Origin of the sequence: Sphingomonas sp. LT1P40 (assembly GCF_036663835.1) — a bacterium.
Lineage (GTDB): Bacteria > Pseudomonadota > Alphaproteobacteria > Sphingomonadales > Sphingomonadaceae > Sphingomonas.
The window spans coordinates 1,592,355-1,607,549 of the sequence record NZ_JAXOJT010000001.1 but is presented as its reverse complement, the minus strand read 5'-3'; the positions used below and the strand labels follow the sequence as shown (position 1 = coordinate 1,607,549).

Genomic DNA, 15,195 nt, shown 5'->3' with positions numbered 1-15,195 from the left:
TCAGTGACGGGAATGGCCACGGCCCTCTCCTGATAGCGTTGTCATTATCGCCCATGCTTAACGCAGTGGTGGCGAAAGGCGAGGGGAAAAGGATGGTGCCGGTTGTAGGAATCGAACCCACGACATCCAGTTTACAAAACTGGCGCTCTACCAACTGAGCTAAACCGGCGATCGGGCATGCCTTTAGCTTCATGGTATGCCGAAGGTCCAGCCCTCGGTTTGCGCAATTTCTGGAGTGAGGGCGCGCGGCGACCAAAGATCGGCGCGGGCGGCGTTCGCGCGGAGCCAGGCGGCGGTGAGGATCGCGTCGGTGACGTGGTCGGTGTAGCGGGTGAGGGGGGCGTGGGGTTCGGAGCCTAGCTTGGCGAGGGCGGTGTCCAGGGCAGCGGCATCGCGGATTTTGCTGCGGCCCTTTGGCAGACCAGCGGCGCGGGCGGCGATGGCCGTGTAGATTTCGACCACCAGTGCGCCGGTTTCCGGCATGGGGTCGAACGGCCAGACCGGCACCTGACCATCAAGCGCGTAGAGCAGGCGCATGCCGGCAAAGCTGGCCTTGGCGACCTGTGCCGCGCCGATTGCGTCATAGACGGTCGAGGGTTTGGTGCTGCCGTCATGCGCGACTTCGCATGCTCGCCAGTAAAGGAAATCCGCCTTCCGCCCATCCGCCGCGCCGAGATAGAAATGGCGACCGCGCCGCGCTTCGAGGAAACTGGCTGCACCGAGATCGGGGTCGGGGCTGTTTGCGTCGACAAAGGCCCACAGATCGCGGGCGCTGACGGTGGTGGTTTCGCCGGGGAGATGTGCGCCGCGCTGAATGAACGGGGCAGAGAAGCTGAAGTCGAAGCCGATCAGGATGGGGGTGGCGGACTGGGCGCGAACCCATTCGAGGATTTGGCCACGCGACCATGCGGTGCCGGGTGGGGTGACGAGGCGTGGGGCTTCGCTGCCGCGCTCGCAGACTGCCAGTGCGATTCCGGGGTGGCGGCTGCCCTTGGCGCCGGACCAATCGATCGCGGCGAAGCGGGTGAAACGTTCAGGGTCGGTCACCGAACGCCTTGCGCTGTGCGGCCTTGAGCCGGTCCCACCAGGCGCGCTGGATATAGGTCTCCACCCGTTCGCGCTCGCGGCCAAAGCGGACGAGCAGCATCGGGTAATTGCGGTAGTGATCGGTCTGCCAGAAGGTTTCGGGGTCGGTTTCGAGCAGAATTTCCTTCTCCGGCTTCGTCACCGACAGCGCGAAACTGCCGGGTTCGCGGCCGGGGGACATGAAGCCCTTGGCGTTGACCTTGGGGCAGGGGATTCCCCACCACAACTCCATCTCGACGTCGGATAGCGACAAGGCACAGGCGCAGGCGTCGTCCCAGTCATTCATTGCAGCGCCTTCACCACGTCCGCCGCGAACTTCGTGAACTCGAACCCGCCGCCGCCAGCCGGGTCTTCGCCGCGCCGGACGATGACCAGCTTCGCCGAGGGGATGACGACGATATATTGGCCACGATTGCCCTGCGCGGCGTAGCTGCCCTCGGGCAGGCCGGTTTTCGGTCCGTGCAGCCAGAGTGTCGCGCCATAGCCGGCGTCGCCGGGGGGCTGCGGACCGCTGGGCGTGGTCATGGTCTTCATCCATCCTTCGGGCAGGAGGCGCTGGCCATTCCACACGCCGTCCTGCAGCCAGAACTGGCCAAGCCGGGCGAGGTCGCGGGCGGTGGACCAGACTTGCGACGAGAGGATATAGTTGCCGCCGACATCCTGCTCGGCGACCGTGTGGCGCATGCCGAGCAGGCGGAACAGCGCCTCCAGCGGAAACCAGCGGTAGCGGTCTTCGCCGAGCGAGGCGCGCAGCGAACGGGTGGCGAGCAGGATATCGTTGTTGGCGTAGCGGAAGCGGGTGCCGGGCAGCGTTTCGAGTGGCCAGCCGGTCGTTTCCTCGGTGACGCGAGTGCCGCCGAAATAGACCGCGTCGGTGCGGTTGCCCGCCGTGGCGCTGTGCAATCCACTGCCCATTCGCAGGAGATTGTCGAGCGTGATCGTGCGGCGGCGGTCGCCGCGTGGCCATGGTCCCCATTCGGGGATGTTGGCGGGAGCGGCGGGGTCGGCCAGCCCCTGTTTCACGGCGATGCCGGTGAGCGTCCCGGCGATGCTCTTTGCGACCGACCATGTGCGGTTGGCGGTAAACGGGCCGAAGCCGTTGCCGTAACGCTCGGCCAGCAGCTTGCCGTCCTGCATGATGAGGACACTGACGGTGCGGGCCTTTGCGCCATATTGCGGGGTGAAGGCGGCAGTGGTGAGTTGCGTCAGGCGCGGGTCCGGTGCGATGCGTGGTGTGGCGTCACCAAGCGGCCAGAGGCGCGGATCGGGCTTTTGGAAGTCCGTCGCGGGACGATAGCCGAGTGGACGGACATCCCCGGAGCGCGGCCAGTCGATCGCGCCGGGCGGCAGGATCGTGCAGCCCCGGTGAAGCCCCCATTCGGCGCGGCGCGGTGGCATCTTGTCGTCGTAAGCGACGCTGACGGCACCAAAATCACGATCGACTTCAGCCTTCAGCGTGGGCACGATCGCGTCATATTCGGGATAAATGCCGGTGAGATCGAGCGCCTCGACCTGAGCCTGTGTGCGCGCGCCGTTGAAGATGCCGCTGCACAGGGTCAGCGCCTTGTAGCCGGCGGCAATGGAACGGTCGTGAGTGGATGGCGGCTTTGGCTGTTGGGCGAGGGCGGGAAGGGCCGCGAGCAGCGTCAGGGCGGCGAGCGCTTGACAGACTTGACGATTTGAAGCGGTTTTGGCCGGACTGTCAACTTTGCGAAATGGTTGTCGAAGCGCCGCGAAATGCGTTCCAAAAATCGGAAAGTCACAAAGGTCACGCCACCAGGTGTGCGGGCGTGCGGGCGATCCGGGGTCGCGCGCGCCGCCTGGATCATCTGAATTCTGGGGTCGGAATGCCATCGTGGTGAGTTAAGCAGATGAAATCCAACATTGAAAGGCGGGGAGCGGCATCGACCTGCCCCGGCATTTGAGGTTAGTCGGACTTGGACTGTTGAAGGAGTAGGCCATGCTTTCACTATCGATGATGGCCCCGGCGATCGCGCTCGCGCTGGTCGCACCGCAGGGTGGCGCATCGGCGGTCGGGGTGTGGAAGGCCCCGACCAATGAAGCGGTGATCGAGATCAAGCGCTGCGGCGCGTCACTGTGCGGGCGTGTCGTCACATCGGCGCAGTTGCGGCGTAATCCGGACCTGAAAGATGCGAGAAACGCCAATGCGGCGTTGCGGGGGCGCCCGATCAAGGGCCTGCTGATGATGTCCGGGTTCATGGCGGACGGCGCGGTCTGGTCGGGCGGCACGATCTATAATGCCGAGGACGGCAAGACCTATCAGGCGCGGCTGACGCCGGTCGGGCCCGATGTGCTGAAGGTGCGCGGATGCGTGTTCGTGCCGTTGTGCAAGACTCAGATTTGGCGGCGGGTGCGATAGCGCTTACGCGGCAAACCGCTTCAGCCGCTTGACCACATCGGGATCGTTGATGCGGCGGTAACGTGCCTCGACGAGGCTGAAGACGCCGAACATCAGCAACCCGGCTGCGACGACGATCTGTGCGCTGGCTGGCATGACGTCCATCGCCTGACCCATACCGCCGGCCGCGTCGGCGCTGGACTGGCGGCTGGCGCGCCACAGGAAAAGCGCCATCACGACGAACACAGCGCCGCGCGCGAGGTAACCGGCGCGACCGAGCCAGGTGATCCAGGACTTGCCGGAGACCGCAGGATCGATATGTTTGAGAAAGCCCAGCTTGATTGCCTTGACGATCTGATATGCGCCGGTCGCCAGCAGGATTGCTGCGCCGACCACGAGTGCCAGCTCGCCACCCGGCAGCGCGAGGACCGTCGATGCGCCCTGTTCGGCGGCGTCGCCATCGTCGCCATGCCCGCCCGTGCCAAGCTTCAGTGCGAGCCAGGCAAGACTGAGGTGGATCGCGCCGGAGACCGCGCCGCCGACCCGAACGGCGATGCCCTTGGCGTCGCTGCCATGTCCCTCACTGTCAATCGCGGCCTCGGAAAGCCGCCAAAGCGCGTAGGCGAGAAAACCGATCGCCATTGCAATCAGCACAAACTGCCCGCCGCCACTGTTCATCCACTCCAGCGCACCCGCGCCATCCTCCGTGCGACCAAGCCGCAGCGCGAGATAGCCGATCAGAATGTACATGATGCCGCGTGCAGCAAAACCGGCGCGGGTGAGCAGTTCAAAGGTCTTGGCCGCTGGCATTCGATGCGCCCCATTTCGATGCGGATGTCAGGGGCCGGTGTCGCGCGGACACCGGCCTCGTCGCTTAACGCTCCATCGAGTGTTTAAGGTCGCGCATCTCGTCATGGCCGGCCTTGACCGAGCCCCAGGCCGCGCCAATCGCCGATTTGGTTTGCGCGGAGAGGTCGTTGTCCTCCAGCGCATCCTCGAACTTGGCTTTAATGTGATCTTCGCCGCGCTCGACTTCGTTGACGATCGCCTTGTCGTCCTTGCCGGTGACGGCGGCCTTCAGGTCGAGAAAGGCGCGATGCGCACCGGCGAGGATCGTGCCGTCATCCTCCGGGTTGCCGCCAAGCCGCGAGACTTCCGCCTGCAAAGAGGTGGCGACGCCGCGACGCTCGCTTGCGCGGGCGGTAAACATCTGGACGAGGCGCTGATTGTCGCTGTCCTTGGCGGCGTCGGTATAGCCATCGATGCTGTCGATCGTGGTGGCGATCAGGCCGTTCAGGGCGCGGATGTCGTGGCTGGTGTCGGTCATGGGATACTCCTTACAAAACGAAGCATCCGAAACGCAGATGGAGGACAAAGTTTCCGGGCCTTAGCTTGCATCGTCCTTCGCCCGCCGCCGTTCGTCCCACCACGCCATGCGTTCGGCGATACGCTTTTCGGTGCCGCGGTCGGTGGGGGTGTAGAAGGTCTGCGGCGGGAGTTCGTCGGGCCAGTAATTGTCGCCGCTGAAACCGCCCTCGGCATCATGGTCGTAGCTGTAACCCTTGCCGTAGCCGATGTCCTTCATCAGCTTGGTCGGGGCGTTGAGGATGTTCTGGGGCGGCATCAACGAGCCGGTTTCCTTTGCGGTGCGCCACGCGGCCTTTTGCGCGGCATAGGCGGCGTTCGATTTGGGCGCGGTGGCGAGGTAGAGACAGGCTTGCGCGATGGCGAGTTCGCCCTCGGGACTGCCGAGAAATTCATAGGTGTCCTTGGCGGCAAGGCACTGGACCAGAGCGTTGGGGTCGGCGAGGCCGATATCCTCAACAGCGGCGCGGACGAGGCGGCGCAGGACGTAGAGCGGTTCCTCACCCGCCGTCAGCATTCGGGCGAGGTAGTAGAGTGCAGCCTGCGGGTCGCTGCCGCGGATCGATTTATGGAGCGCGGAGATGAGGTTGTAATGCCCCTCGCGGTCCTTGTCATACACCGCGACTCGGCGCTGGAGAAAGTCGCCTAGGGCGGCCGGGTCGAGTGGCTCGGGGAAGGTGACGGCAAAAAGGGTTTCGGCCTGATTGAGCAGGAAACGACCATCGCCATCGGCGCTGGCGACAAGGGCATCGCGGGCTTCGGCGGTGAGGGGGAGCGGGCGATCCTCGACGGCTTCGGCGCGGTCGAGGAGGAGGGTGAGTGCCGGGTGGTCGAGGCGGCGCAGAATGAGGACTTGCGCGCGGGATAGCAGCGCGGCGTTCAGTTCGAATGACGGGTTTTCGGTGGTTGCGCCGACGAGGGTGACAGTGCCGTCCTCGACGAACGGCAGGAAGCCGTCCTGTTGCGAGCGGTTGAAGCGGTGGATTTCGTCCACGAAGAGCAGGGTTTTTTTGCCGACTTTGGCGTGTTCGCGGGATTCGGCGAAGACTTTCTTGAGATCGGCGACGCCGGAGAAGACCGCGCTAATCGCGACGAAGCGCAGGCCGACGGCGTCGGCGAGCAGACGGGCGATGGTGGTTTTGCCGGTGCCGGGCGGACCCCAGAGGATGATCGAGCTGAGCTTCCCCGCCGCGACCATGCGGCCGATTGCGCCTTCGGGGCCGGTCAGATGATCTTGTCCGACGACGTCCGCGAGATGCGCGGGGCGGAGGCGATCGGCGAGGGGGCCGTCGGTGGGCGCTTCGTGAGGCGAGGTTGCGGATTCGAGGCCGCCGAACAGGTCGGGCATGGGTGGTAGATAGGAGGGAAGTGGTGTCGCCTCAATCCTCGCGGGTCTTACAAGACCTGGACAAAGTGATATGCTGTGTGTGCCAGCGTGGCGGAATAATAAGACGCACCGGTCACAATCGGAGGTTGCAGGTGAAAACCCTGCCGCTGGCAATTGCAAGACTCTTCAATCCTCCCCCGCCAGGGGGAGGTGGCAGGTGTAGCCTGACGGAGGGGGAGGTCAGCGATGCCCTCACGCCTTAGAATACACAGCCGCCCTCCCCCTCCGTCGCCTTCGGCGCCACCTCCCCCTGGCGGGGGAGGATCATTTTGAGTCACAAATCCCACTTGACCAATCTCTTTTAAGATATATCTTAGACGCATCAAGAAACGAATATGAAGGAATAAAAATGTTTCGAGGAAATCATCATCATCGCGGGTTCGGCGCGCATTTCGGCCCGCATGGAAAGCGCCAATGGGGACCGTTTACGGTCGAATGGGATGTGCGTGGCGAGGGACGCGGCGGCGGTGGCCGGGGCGGACGGCGGCGCATGTTCGGCGGGGACGAGTTGCGGCTGGTGCTGCTGAAGCTGATCGAGGAATCGCCGCGCCATGGCTATGACCTGATCCGCGAGATCGAGACCCGCACTGGCGGTGCCTATGCGCCCAGCCCGGGCGTGGTTTACCCCACGATCACGATGCTGGCCGATATGGGCCTGATCGCCGAGCAGGCGAGCGACGACGCCAAAAAGGTGTTTGCGATCACGACTGCGGGGCAGGCGCATTTGACCGAGCGCGAGGAAGAGGTCGAGGCGCTGATGGAGCGGCTCACCGCGATCGGCACGATGCGGTCGCGCGGCGACGGTAGCCCGGTGCGGCGTGCGATGGGCAATCTGCGTACTGTGCTCCAGCACCGGCTGGGCGACGGCGAAGTGTCGCAAGAGACGCTGCACGCGGTGGCCGACTTCATCGACGAGGCGGCGCGCAAGGTGGAACGGCTGTGATGGCGGTATCGGCAAATGGGACGGCGGCAACATCGTCCGCGAGCAAATACCTTCAGCAATTGTGCAAGCACTGGTCGCACAATCTGAAGGTCGAGTTCACCGCCGAGCATGGCACGGTGGTGTTCCCGAAAGATGCGCGCGGGGCGGACTGGCCGGGCGATGCGGTGGTGACGTTCGACGCGCTTCCCGTTGCGCTGGCGATCCGGATCGACGCGAGCGTGTCCGGCCAGCTGGACGGACTGAAGGGAGCGGTCGAGCGGCATGTCGACCGGTTTGCGTTTCGAGAGGGTGCGCTGGTTTACGTTTGGGTGTGAAAATCCTCCCCAACAGGAGAGGATTTAGCGGGTTTCCATCACCTCAAGATACGCATCCAGCACCTTCTGGTTGATGTTCTCCCACACATAGCGCTGCATCTTGGCGTGGCCCGCTTCGCCGAAGCTGCGCCGCATCGCTGCGTCGCGCGCGAGGCGTTCGATGGCGTCGGCATAGGCGTTGACGTCGCGCGGCGGCACGAGAAATCCGGTGACTCCTTCGTCGACCAGGTCGAGCGCGCCGGTTGCTCGCGCGGCAACGACCGGGACGGCGCACGCCATCGCTTCGGCGGTCACGTTGCCGAAGGTTTCGGTGATCGACGGGTTGAAGAACACGTCCATTCCCGCGACGGCTCGCGCGAGATCGTCGCCGGTCTGGAACCCTGTGAAGATGGCGTCGGGCACCTGTTCGGCGAACCAGTCGCGCGCGGGGCCTTCGCCGATCACGATGATCCGGTGGGGGACTTCGCGTCGCGTAAGCTCGCGTGCGACTTCGGCGAAGATGTCGAGTCCTTTTTCCAGAACGAGGCGGCCGAGAAACCCGATTGCGGGCACATCGTCGGCGATGCCGAGGCCACGGCGCCATTCATTGTCGCGGCGGCCGGGATTGAAGCGCGCGTGATCGACGCCGCGTGACCAGATGCCGATCGGCGATGTGACGCCCCAGCCGCGAATCAGATCGGCGATCGAGTTGCCGGGGACCATGACGCGGTCGAACTTGTTGTAGAAGCGGGTCAGGCCGCGCACCATCCATGGCTCGACAAAGCCGATATGGTAATAGCGCGGATACGTCTCGAACCGCGTGTGCAGCGAGGCGACCGTCGGCACGCCGTTCTTTTTTGCCCAGGCGGCGGCGGCGTGGCCGAGAAATTCGGGCGCGGAGACATGGACGAGGTTGGGCTTGAACGCCTCGAGATCCTCGCGCGGCGCCTTGGGCAAGCCGAACGCGACCTTATACTCCCCGCGCCCGCCGGGCATGGCAAAGGCAGGGACGCTGACCAGATCGCCGGTTGGCGCGAAGGCGGGTTTTTCGACCGTGGGCGAATAGACGCGGACTTGCACCCCGGCGTCGAGCAAATGTCGCACAAGCTTGTTCAGCGCCTGGTTCGCTCCGTCGCGCACGTAGTTATAGTTGCCGCTGAACAGGGCGACGCGGAGGTCGGTCGGATTCATCGGAGCGGCCATAGCGCAGCGATTACGGCGTTACTATGTCGCGGTAAATTGCGGAGATGCGCCATGACCGATCTGTCCGATTTTCCCATCACGCAGCGCTGGCCTGCGCAGCATCCCGATCGCATCCAGCTTTACTCACTCGCCACACCGAACGGGGTGAAGGTGGGGATCATGCTGGAGGAGACCGGACTGCCCTTTGAGGCGCATCTGATCGACTTTGCGACCGACGATCAGAAGACGCCGGAATTCCTGAGTTTGAATCCCAATGGCAAGATTCCTGCGATGATCGACCCGGACGGCCCGGATGGGCGTCCGCTGGCGTTGTTCGAGAGCGGGGCGATCCTGCTCTATCTGGCCGAGAAGACCGGCAAGTTCCTCAATCCGGCGCAGCGGTACGAGACGATCGCGTGGGTGATGTGGCAGATGGGCGGGCTGGGGCCGATGTTCGGGCAGCTGGGTTTCTTCCACAAATTCGCCGGTCGTGCGTATGAGGATAAGCGGCCGCTGGAGCGCTATGTCGGGGAATCCAGGCGGTTGCTGGGGGTTCTCGATGAGCGACTGAAGGCGCGCGACTGGATCGTGGACGATTATTCGATCGCCGACATCGCTTCGCTTGGCTGGGTACGCAATCTGATAGGCTTTTACGAGGCCCGCGAATTGGTCGGGTTCGACGATTTCCGCAATGTCGCGGCGTGGCTTGAGCGCGGTCTGGCGCGGCCGGCGGTGCAGCGCGGGTTGCAGGTGACGGCGAAGGGCTGAACCCTTCGCCGCTCCGGGTTCAGGCGTCTGCGAGGGCTGGCGCGTCCTTCTCACAGGCGGCGGCATGCGCGGGACGATCGGCAATGCGCGCGAGATAGGCGTCGAGTGCTGCGCTTTCGGGCAATGCCTGACGTGCCCAGGCAAGGGTCGAGCCGATCATGATATCGACGGCGGTGAAACGGTCGCCCATCAGATAGGTGCCGCTGGCGAGCGCGGCGTCGAGGCGGCGGACGACGGCGTCATACGCCTTTGGATCGCCGCCACCGCCATAGAGGCGGGCGAAGATGACGGACTCGAACTCGGTCGCGGCCCAAGCCAGCCAAGTGAGGAACGCGGCGCGTTCGGGCGAGCCGACCGGGGCACCGAGGTTCGCTTGCGGCGCGAGATCGGTGACGTAGATGGCGATGGCGTAGCTTTCGGCGAGCAGCGCGCCGTCATGGACAATTGCGGGCACCTTGCCATCCGGGTGGACATTGGCAGCATCGCGCTCACCGCGGCCGTCCATATGCTGGATGGTGACATAGCGCGTCTCGTAATCGAGGCCGGTCTCCTCGAGCAGCCACATGGTGCGTCCCGAGCGGGTTTGAGGGGCGTGATAGAAGGTGAGCATTGTCAGGTTCCTTTCCATGTCCGGCCAACGCTGGTCGCCGCCGTCGAGAACTTGACTACTGCCACCCTACTGCCAACATGGTGTCAGCAGCATGGCACTAGGTCGAGAAAAGATAGCGATAGGAAACCTCCATGCGACGCGCCGACCGCCTGTTCCAGATCATCCAGTTGCTGCGGCGGCACCGCAAACCCGTGACTGCGGACGCGATTGCCGAGGAACTGGAGACGTCGAAGCGCACCATCTATCGCGACATCGCAACGCTGATGGCGCAGCGTGTGCCGATCCGGGGCGAGGCGGGGATCGGCTATGTGCTGGAGGGCGGATTCGATCTGCCGCCGTTGATGCTGACCACCGACGAGGTCGAGGCGGCGGTGCTGGGCGCGCAATGGGTGAAGGCGCAAGGCGACCGCGTCTTGTCACGCGCGGCGGATGACTTGATCGCCAAGCTGGCGGCGACCGTGCCCGAGAGTTTGCGCGGGCTGGTGCTGGAGCCGGTGGTGGCGACGTCGCCGCGCTGGGGCGAGGAACTGGTCGAGCGGATCGACATGACTCAGCTGCGGCTATGGTGCCGGCGCGGGATGAAGCTCGATCTGGACTATGGCGACGAGGGCGGGCGGCGGTCGCAGCGGACGGTGTGGCCGTTCCTGATCGGTTATCGCGATGCGGTGCGCGTGGTGTTCGCGTGGTGCGAGCTGCGCGCGGATTTCCGGATGTTCCGGCTTGACCGGATCGAGGGTGCGGTGTTCGTGGAGGAGCGCTATCCGGATCGGCCGGCCGCACTGCGAAATCGCTGGCAGAAGGGGCTGGATGCGAAATAACGTTCCCGTATCGTTCCGGGTTTGCTAGGGCATTTCGCATGGCAAAACCCCAGAAGCGCTATGTCTGTCAGCAATGCGGATCGGTCTCGTCGAAATGGGCGGGGCAGTGCGCCGATTGCGGGGAATGGAACACGCTGGTCGAGGATGCCGGGGCAGTGACCACGGTGTTTCAGGCCAAGCATAATCTGCAAGGCGGCGGGCGGATGATTTCGATGTCCGGGCTGGACGCGGATGTGCCTCTGCCCGCGCGGATGGCGACGGGGATCGCAGAGCTGGACCGGGCGCTGGGTGGCGGGTTTGTCGAGGCGTCGGCGACGCTGATCGGCGGCGATCCGGGGATCGGCAAGTCGACCTTGCTGTTGCAGGCGGCGGCGAAGATGGCGCTGGCGGGGATGGGCGTTGCCTATGTTTCCGGCGAGGAGGCGGCGGATCAGGTGCGGTTGCGCGCGCGGCGGCTGGGGCTGGGCAATGCACCGGTTCAGCTGGCCGCGGCGACGTCGGTGCGGGACATTTTGACGACGTTGGGCGGGGCCTCGCCACCCCGGCTGCTGGTGATCGATTCGATCCAGACGATGCATTCTGACCTGATCGAGGGCGCGCCGGGGACGGTGAGCCAAGTGCGGGCGTCGGCACAGGAGCTGATTCGCTTTGCCAAGGAACGCGGGACGGCGGTGGTGCTGGTGGGGCATGTCACCAAGGACGGGAGCCTGGCCGGGCCGCGCGTGCTGGAGCATATGGTCGATACCGTGCTGGCGTTCGAGGGGGAGCGCAGCCATCAATATCGCATCCTGCGTGCGGTGAAGAACCGTTTTGGCGGGACTGACGAGATCGGCGTGTTTGCGATGGAAACGGGCGGGCTGAGCGAGGTGGGGAATCCGTCGTCGCTGTTCCTGACATCGCGCGACGAGAGCGTGACGGGGACGGTGGTGTTTCCCGCGCTGGAGGGGACGCGGCCGGTGCTGGTGGAGATTCAGGCGCTGGTGGTGCGGCTGGCCAGCGGCGCGACGCCGCGGCGCGCAGTGGTCGGCTGGGACAGCGGGCGGCTGGCGATGACGCTGGCGGTGCTGGAGGCGCGCTGTGGCCTCAGCTTCTCGACCAGCGAAGTCTATCTGAACATCGCGGGCGGCTATCGCGTGCAGGACCCGGCGGCGGATCTGGCGGTGGCGGCGGCGTTGATTTCGGCGTTGTCCGAGCGCCCGGTGGCGGCGGATGCGGTGGTGTTCGGCGAGATCGCGCTGTCGGGCGAAGTGCGCCCGGTGGCGCATGGCGCGTTGCGGCTGAAGGAAGCGGGGAAGCTGGGGTTCACACGCGCGATGGTGCCGTCGCACCAGGCGAAGGAGGGGACGATGGCGCTGACCGGGTTCCGTAATCTCGGCGGGTTCGTGGATTACATGCTGGGACGGTAGTTCACGCGACGGCGGCGAGGCTCCGGTCGGGCATGGTCACAGCCGGCAACGTCCGGAAGCCGGGGCGGGCAAGCAGATAACCCTGAATGTATCGAACACCGAGTGCGCGCAGCACATCATATTCGCCGACGGTCTCGATCCCCTCAGCAATGACCGTGATACCGAGCGACTGCGCGATCCGCAGGACGCCCTCGACGATCAGGCGGCGCGGCATGCTGGCGTCGAGCCCGCGCACCAGTTCCATGTCGAGCTTGATATAGTCGGTCTGGAACTTGGCCAGCAGCCCGAGACCGGCATGGCCCGCACCGAAATCGTCGATCGCCGTGCCGAAGCCCATTTTGCGGTAGGAATCGACGATATTGCGGACGTGGTCGGTGTCCGCCATCTCCTCATTCTCGGTGAATTCGAAGATCAGCCGGTCGGTCGGAAGTCCGGTTGCGCGTGCGGTCTTGAGCGTCAGCTGAATACACGCGAGCGGCGAATAAACGGCGTTTGGCAGAAAGTTGATCGACAGCCGGGCGTCGGTGTCGAGAATGCCGGCGGCCACCGCATTTTCGATTGCAGCCACCCGACATTGCTGGTCGAACGCATAGCGATTGTCGGGTGTTACTCGCGCAAGGACTTCGCCGGCGCCCTCGCCATTGCTCCCGCGCACGAGCGCTTCGTAAGCGAAAGCGCGTCCGGTTTCGATATCGACGATGGGCTGGAATGCCATTGCGATATCGAAATAATCGGCCTGTGACCTACAACCCTGACACCCTGTTGACACAACACGCCTCCTGACCCGTTTTGCTTAGGAGATAGGTGCTAACAGGCTGTAAAAAATAAAAAATTAGTGGTGCGATTGGCCTAAACCGACCGCTTCACGGGCGGCTTGCGTGTCCGAAACGCGACGATCACCCCCGACGCCGCGATGATCGCCATACCGAGCAGGCTGATCGCGTCGGGTAGCTGGCCGAAAACCAGCCAGCCGAGCAGACCGACGAACAGCAATTGCACATAGTTCATCGGCGCCAGCACGGAGGCGGAGGTTTCGCGGAATGCGGCCGTGAACAGGAAGTGGCCGAGGCCGCCATAGACGCCGAGGCTGAAGAACAGCAGCAGTTCGAGCGCAGAGGGGGTGTGATGGCCGAGAAACCACGGGGCGAGCGCGCAGAAGATCAGCGTGCCCGTCAGCGTGGTGTAGAAGAGCAAGGCGATGTTGCGTTCGGTCGCGATCAGGTGTCGCGACAAGAGCTGGTAGGTGGCGTTCGCGGCCATTGCGATCAGCGCGAACAGGATGCCGGTCGGGTCGAGGCCGCTGCCCGGACGGACGATCAGCAGGACGCCGGTAAAGCCGAGCGCTGCGGGGATCAGCGCTGCCGCGCCGACGCGCTCACCCAGCAGCGGACCTGCCGCGAGGATGACGACGACCGGCGCGAAGAACAGGATCGCGCTGGTCTCCGCCACCGGCATGCGTTGCAGCGCCAGCGCCATCGCGACCGATGCCACCGACAGCGACAGGGCGCGGACGATCACCCAGCGCGGGCGCTGGATCGTCAGCATCTGGCGCCCATGGCGCGGCGCCAGCAGGGCGACCATCAGCAACAGGTTAACGCCATAGCGTGCGGCGACGATCAGCGGCACGTCGTAATGGGCGGTCAGATATTTGGTGGTCGCATCGAGGCATGCGAACATCGCCAGCCCGACCATGAACAGCGCAGTGCCGCGAAGGGGGTGAGGGGCGGTCATGGCGGTGTTCCTGCGATTGGCGTGAAGGCGCGGCCTCCCCTCCAGCGGGTCGCGGGGTCGCTCTAACGAAAAACGGGGCTTCGACAAGCGGCGTGCGAGCGGTATGAGCGGAACGGGCAAGAAGACGAGAAGAGCATGGGCCGGAAGCAATGGGACTGAGCGCGATCGACATTCTGGTGCTGCTGGCCGTGGGCGGTGCGGCGGTGATGGGATTTTTGCGCGGGTTCGTGACCGAGGTGCTGTCGCTGATGGCGTGGCTGTTCGTGGTGCTGGCGCTGCGGGTGCTGCACACGCCGGTGGCCGCGATGCTGGCCGAGCCGGTCGGGACAGTGCAGGGCGCGGCGGTGCTGGCGTTCGCGCTGATCGCCGGGATCACCTATTTCGGCGGGCGGCTGGTGGCGAACGCGATCGGATCGCGCACACGCAGCGGTTTGCTGGGGCCGGTCGATCGTGCGCTGGGGATCGGGTTCGGGGCGCTGAAGGGGTTGATTCTGGTCAGCCTGGTGTTCCTGTTGATTGCGCTGGTGGTGGATACGGTGAGCGGTGGTCCGGCGAAGCGACCCGACTGGATGACGCAATCACGCAGCTATCCGCTGTTGAACGCGACGTCGGCCAGCATCGCCGAGTTCGTCGATCGGCGGCGGCGCGGCGAGCCGGTGTTCGAGAATGTGTCGAGCGAGGCCGATCTGGTGAACCGGACCGACATCGATGCCGCTGGTGAGGACAAATCCAAGGCGAAGTGATCCATTCCGGCGGCGCAGCATTTTTCGGTCGCGCCACGGCGTTGGCCCTCCTATCTGCGGGACATGAGCGCACCGCTGTATAACACCGAAATCCTGCGGCTGGCGGCGTCGATCCCGCATCATGAGCGGCTGGTTACGCCGATGGCGAGTGTGGAGACGCGCTCGCCGGTTTGCGGGAGCCGGGTGACGGTGGATGTGAACGTCGATGCCGACGGGAGGGTCAGCGCGATCGGGCTGCTGGTGCGTGCCTGTGCGTTGGGTCAGGCATCCGCTTCGCTGATGGCGTCGCATGCGATCGGGCGATCGCCGACGGAACTTACGGTGGTCTGCGATGGGCTCGGCGCGTGGCTGGCGGGCGAGCGGGATAACCCGCCGGACTGGCCGGGGCTGGCGGTATTCGCCCCTGCATTGCCGCACAGCGCACGGCATCCGTCGATCCGATTGGGGTTCGAGGCAGTGGCTGAGGCCGCGGCGCAGGCAGCACGTACGCGGGAGGCGATCTGA

At 64.9% G+C, this 15,195-nt stretch carries 18 protein-coding genes and 1 tRNA gene; 8 read left to right on the top strand and 11 right to left on the bottom strand.

Features of this window, described 5'->3' with window-relative positions; translation table 11 throughout:
- Positions 1–93: 93 nt before the first annotated feature.
- The 4 genes from U1702_RS08015 to U1702_RS08000 all read right to left on the bottom strand — a co-directional run bounded on the left by U1702_RS08015 (position 94) and on the right by U1702_RS08000 (position 2,940).
- Positions 94–169 (bottom strand) — tRNA-Thr (locus U1702_RS08015).
- A gap of 20 nt (positions 170–189) precedes the next feature.
- Positions 190–1,047, bottom strand: a complete 858-nt coding sequence (locus U1702_RS08010; protein ID WP_332723493.1) for a hypothetical protein — start codon at positions 1,045–1,047, stop codon at positions 190–192.
- Positions 1,034–1,372 (bottom strand): hypothetical protein, encoded by a 339-nt coding sequence (locus tag U1702_RS08005; RefSeq protein ID WP_332723492.1) that lies wholly within the window; start codon positions 1,370–1,372, stop codon positions 1,034–1,036. The genes U1702_RS08010 and U1702_RS08005 overlap by 14 nt, the downstream gene beginning before the upstream one ends.
- Positions 1,369–2,940, bottom strand: coding sequence for a serine hydrolase domain-containing protein (locus U1702_RS08000; protein WP_332723491.1), 1,572 nt, complete (start codon positions 2,938–2,940; stop codon positions 1,369–1,371). Before U1702_RS08000 ends, U1702_RS08005 begins: the two co-directional genes overlap by 4 nt.
- Positions 2,941–3,046: 106 nt before the next feature.
- Between U1702_RS08000 and U1702_RS07995 the strand changes: the two genes are divergently transcribed.
- Positions 3,047–3,466, top strand: a complete 420-nt coding sequence (locus U1702_RS07995; protein WP_332723490.1) for a DUF2147 domain-containing protein — start codon at positions 3,047–3,049, stop codon at positions 3,464–3,466.
- Positions 3,467–3,469: 3 nt separating this feature from the next.
- Here U1702_RS07995 and U1702_RS07990 read toward each other — a convergent pair whose 3' ends face one another.
- The 3 genes from U1702_RS07990 to U1702_RS07980 all read right to left on the bottom strand — a co-directional run bounded on the left by U1702_RS07990 (position 3,470) and on the right by U1702_RS07980 (position 6,158).
- Entirely contained in the window at positions 3,470–4,255 is a 786-nt protein-coding gene (locus tag U1702_RS07990; RefSeq protein WP_332723489.1) for a DUF1206 domain-containing protein, read from the bottom strand.
- A gap of 64 nt (positions 4,256–4,319) precedes the next feature.
- Positions 4,320–4,772 (bottom strand): PA2169 family four-helix-bundle protein, encoded by a 453-nt coding sequence (locus tag U1702_RS07985; protein ID WP_332723488.1) that lies wholly within the window; start codon positions 4,770–4,772, stop codon positions 4,320–4,322.
- Positions 4,773–4,832: 60 nt separating this feature from the next.
- Positions 4,833–6,158: a replication-associated recombination protein A gene (locus tag U1702_RS07980; RefSeq protein ID WP_332723487.1), complete on the bottom strand. Its 1,326-nt coding sequence runs from the start codon at positions 6,156–6,158 to the stop codon at positions 4,833–4,835.
- A gap of 388 nt (positions 6,159–6,546) precedes the next feature.
- Here U1702_RS07980 and U1702_RS07975 point away from each other — a divergent pair, with 388 nt between their 5' ends.
- Both U1702_RS07975 and U1702_RS07970 read left to right on the top strand, forming a co-directional pair.
- A complete protein-coding gene (locus tag U1702_RS07975; RefSeq protein ID WP_332723486.1) occupies positions 6,547–7,140 on the top strand; it encodes a PadR family transcriptional regulator in 594 nt (197 codons plus the stop codon).
- Entirely contained in the window at positions 7,140–7,454 is a 315-nt protein-coding gene (locus tag U1702_RS07970) for a DUF2218 domain-containing protein (protein ID WP_332723485.1), read from the top strand. Before U1702_RS07975 ends, U1702_RS07970 begins: the two co-directional genes overlap by 1 nt.
- Before the next feature lie 24 nt (positions 7,455–7,478).
- On the opposite strand, the gene U1702_RS07965 is transcribed toward U1702_RS07970, so the two are convergent.
- Positions 7,479–8,624 (bottom strand): glycosyltransferase family 4 protein, encoded by a 1,146-nt coding sequence (locus U1702_RS07965; RefSeq protein WP_332724644.1) that lies wholly within the window; start codon positions 8,622–8,624, stop codon positions 7,479–7,481.
- Positions 8,625–8,687: 63 nt separating this feature from the next.
- On the opposite strand from U1702_RS07965, the gene U1702_RS07960 reads away from it, so the two are divergent.
- The gene (locus U1702_RS07960; protein ID WP_332723484.1) at positions 8,688–9,383 is read left to right on the top strand and encodes a glutathione S-transferase N-terminal domain-containing protein; all 696 of its coding nucleotides are present in this window, start codon (positions 8,688–8,690) and stop codon (positions 9,381–9,383) included.
- Between the two features lie 19 nt (positions 9,384–9,402).
- Here U1702_RS07960 and U1702_RS07955 read toward each other — a convergent pair whose 3' ends face one another.
- Positions 9,403–9,993, bottom strand: coding sequence for a glutathione S-transferase family protein (locus tag U1702_RS07955; protein ID WP_332723483.1), 591 nt, complete (start codon positions 9,991–9,993; stop codon positions 9,403–9,405).
- Between the two features lie 131 nt (positions 9,994–10,124).
- Here U1702_RS07955 and U1702_RS07950 point away from each other — a divergent pair, with 131 nt between their 5' ends.
- Both U1702_RS07950 and radA read left to right on the top strand, forming a co-directional pair.
- Positions 10,125–10,811 (top strand): helix-turn-helix transcriptional regulator, encoded by a 687-nt coding sequence (locus tag U1702_RS07950; protein ID WP_332723482.1) that lies wholly within the window; start codon positions 10,125–10,127, stop codon positions 10,809–10,811.
- A 38-nt stretch (positions 10,812–10,849) separates the two neighbouring features.
- Positions 10,850–12,217, top strand: a complete 1,368-nt coding sequence (radA, locus tag U1702_RS07945; RefSeq protein WP_332723481.1) for a DNA repair protein RadA — start codon at positions 10,850–10,852, stop codon at positions 12,215–12,217.
- Between the two features lies 1 nt (position 12,218).
- On the opposite strand, the gene U1702_RS07940 is transcribed toward radA, so the two are convergent.
- Both U1702_RS07940 and U1702_RS07935 read right to left on the bottom strand, forming a co-directional pair.
- Positions 12,219–12,932, bottom strand: a complete 714-nt coding sequence (locus U1702_RS07940; protein WP_332723480.1) for an EAL domain-containing protein — start codon at positions 12,930–12,932, stop codon at positions 12,219–12,221.
- Between the two features lie 134 nt (positions 12,933–13,066).
- Positions 13,067–13,948 (bottom strand): DMT family transporter, encoded by an 882-nt coding sequence (locus U1702_RS07935; protein ID WP_332723479.1) that lies wholly within the window; start codon positions 13,946–13,948, stop codon positions 13,067–13,069.
- A gap of 149 nt (positions 13,949–14,097) precedes the next feature.
- On the opposite strand from U1702_RS07935, the gene U1702_RS07930 reads away from it, so the two are divergent.
- Both U1702_RS07930 and U1702_RS07925 read left to right on the top strand, forming a co-directional pair.
- Positions 14,098–14,691, top strand: coding sequence for a CvpA family protein (locus U1702_RS07930; protein WP_332723478.1), 594 nt, complete (start codon positions 14,098–14,100; stop codon positions 14,689–14,691).
- A 63-nt stretch (positions 14,692–14,754) separates the two neighbouring features.
- Positions 14,755–15,195, top strand: a complete 441-nt coding sequence (locus tag U1702_RS07925; protein WP_332723477.1) for an iron-sulfur cluster assembly scaffold protein — start codon at positions 14,755–14,757, stop codon at positions 15,193–15,195.

What these genes read in the sequence shown, in the direction of transcription:
- U1702_RS08005 (WP_332723492.1), bottom strand. Translation starts at nt 1,372, where the DNA reads ATGAATGACTGGGACGACGCCTGCGCCTGTGCCTTGTCGCTATCCGAC.
- U1702_RS08000 (WP_332723491.1), bottom strand. Translation starts at nt 2,940, where the DNA reads ATGGCATTCCGACCCCAGAATTCAGATGATCCAGGCGGCGCGCGCGAC.
- U1702_RS07995 (WP_332723490.1), top strand. Translation starts at nt 3,047, where the DNA reads ATGCTTTCACTATCGATGATGGCCCCGGCGATCGCGCTCGCGCTGGTC.
- U1702_RS07990 (WP_332723489.1), bottom strand. Translation starts at nt 4,255, where the DNA reads ATGCCAGCGGCCAAGACCTTTGAACTGCTCACCCGCGCCGGTTTTGCT.
- U1702_RS07985 (WP_332723488.1), bottom strand. Translation starts at nt 4,772, where the DNA reads ATGACCGACACCAGCCACGACATCCGCGCCCTGAACGGCCTGATCGCC.
- U1702_RS07980 (WP_332723487.1), bottom strand. Translation starts at nt 6,158, where the DNA reads ATGCCCGACCTGTTCGGCGGCCTCGAATCCGCAACCTCGCCTCACGAA.
- U1702_RS07975 (WP_332723486.1), top strand. Translation starts at nt 6,547, where the DNA reads ATGTTTCGAGGAAATCATCATCATCGCGGGTTCGGCGCGCATTTCGGC.
- U1702_RS07970 (WP_332723485.1), top strand. Translation starts at nt 7,140, where the DNA reads ATGGCGGTATCGGCAAATGGGACGGCGGCAACATCGTCCGCGAGCAAA.
- U1702_RS07965 (WP_332724644.1), bottom strand. Translation starts at nt 8,624, where the DNA reads ATGAATCCGACCGACCTCCGCGTCGCCCTGTTCAGCGGCAACTATAAC.
- U1702_RS07960 (WP_332723484.1), top strand. Translation starts at nt 8,688, where the DNA reads ATGACCGATCTGTCCGATTTTCCCATCACGCAGCGCTGGCCTGCGCAG.
- U1702_RS07955 (WP_332723483.1), bottom strand. Translation starts at nt 9,993, where the DNA reads ATGCTCACCTTCTATCACGCCCCTCAAACCCGCTCGGGACGCACCATG.
- U1702_RS07950 (WP_332723482.1), top strand. Translation starts at nt 10,125, where the DNA reads ATGCGACGCGCCGACCGCCTGTTCCAGATCATCCAGTTGCTGCGGCGG.
- radA (WP_332723481.1), top strand. Translation starts at nt 10,850, where the DNA reads ATGGCAAAACCCCAGAAGCGCTATGTCTGTCAGCAATGCGGATCGGTC.
- U1702_RS07940 (WP_332723480.1), bottom strand. Translation starts at nt 12,932, where the DNA reads ATGGCATTCCAGCCCATCGTCGATATCGAAACCGGACGCGCTTTCGCT.
- U1702_RS07935 (WP_332723479.1), bottom strand. Translation starts at nt 13,948, where the DNA reads ATGACCGCCCCTCACCCCCTTCGCGGCACTGCGCTGTTCATGGTCGGG.
- U1702_RS07930 (WP_332723478.1), top strand. Translation starts at nt 14,098, where the DNA reads ATGGGACTGAGCGCGATCGACATTCTGGTGCTGCTGGCCGTGGGCGGT.
- U1702_RS07925 (WP_332723477.1), top strand. Translation starts at nt 14,755, where the DNA reads ATGAGCGCACCGCTGTATAACACCGAAATCCTGCGGCTGGCGGCGTCG.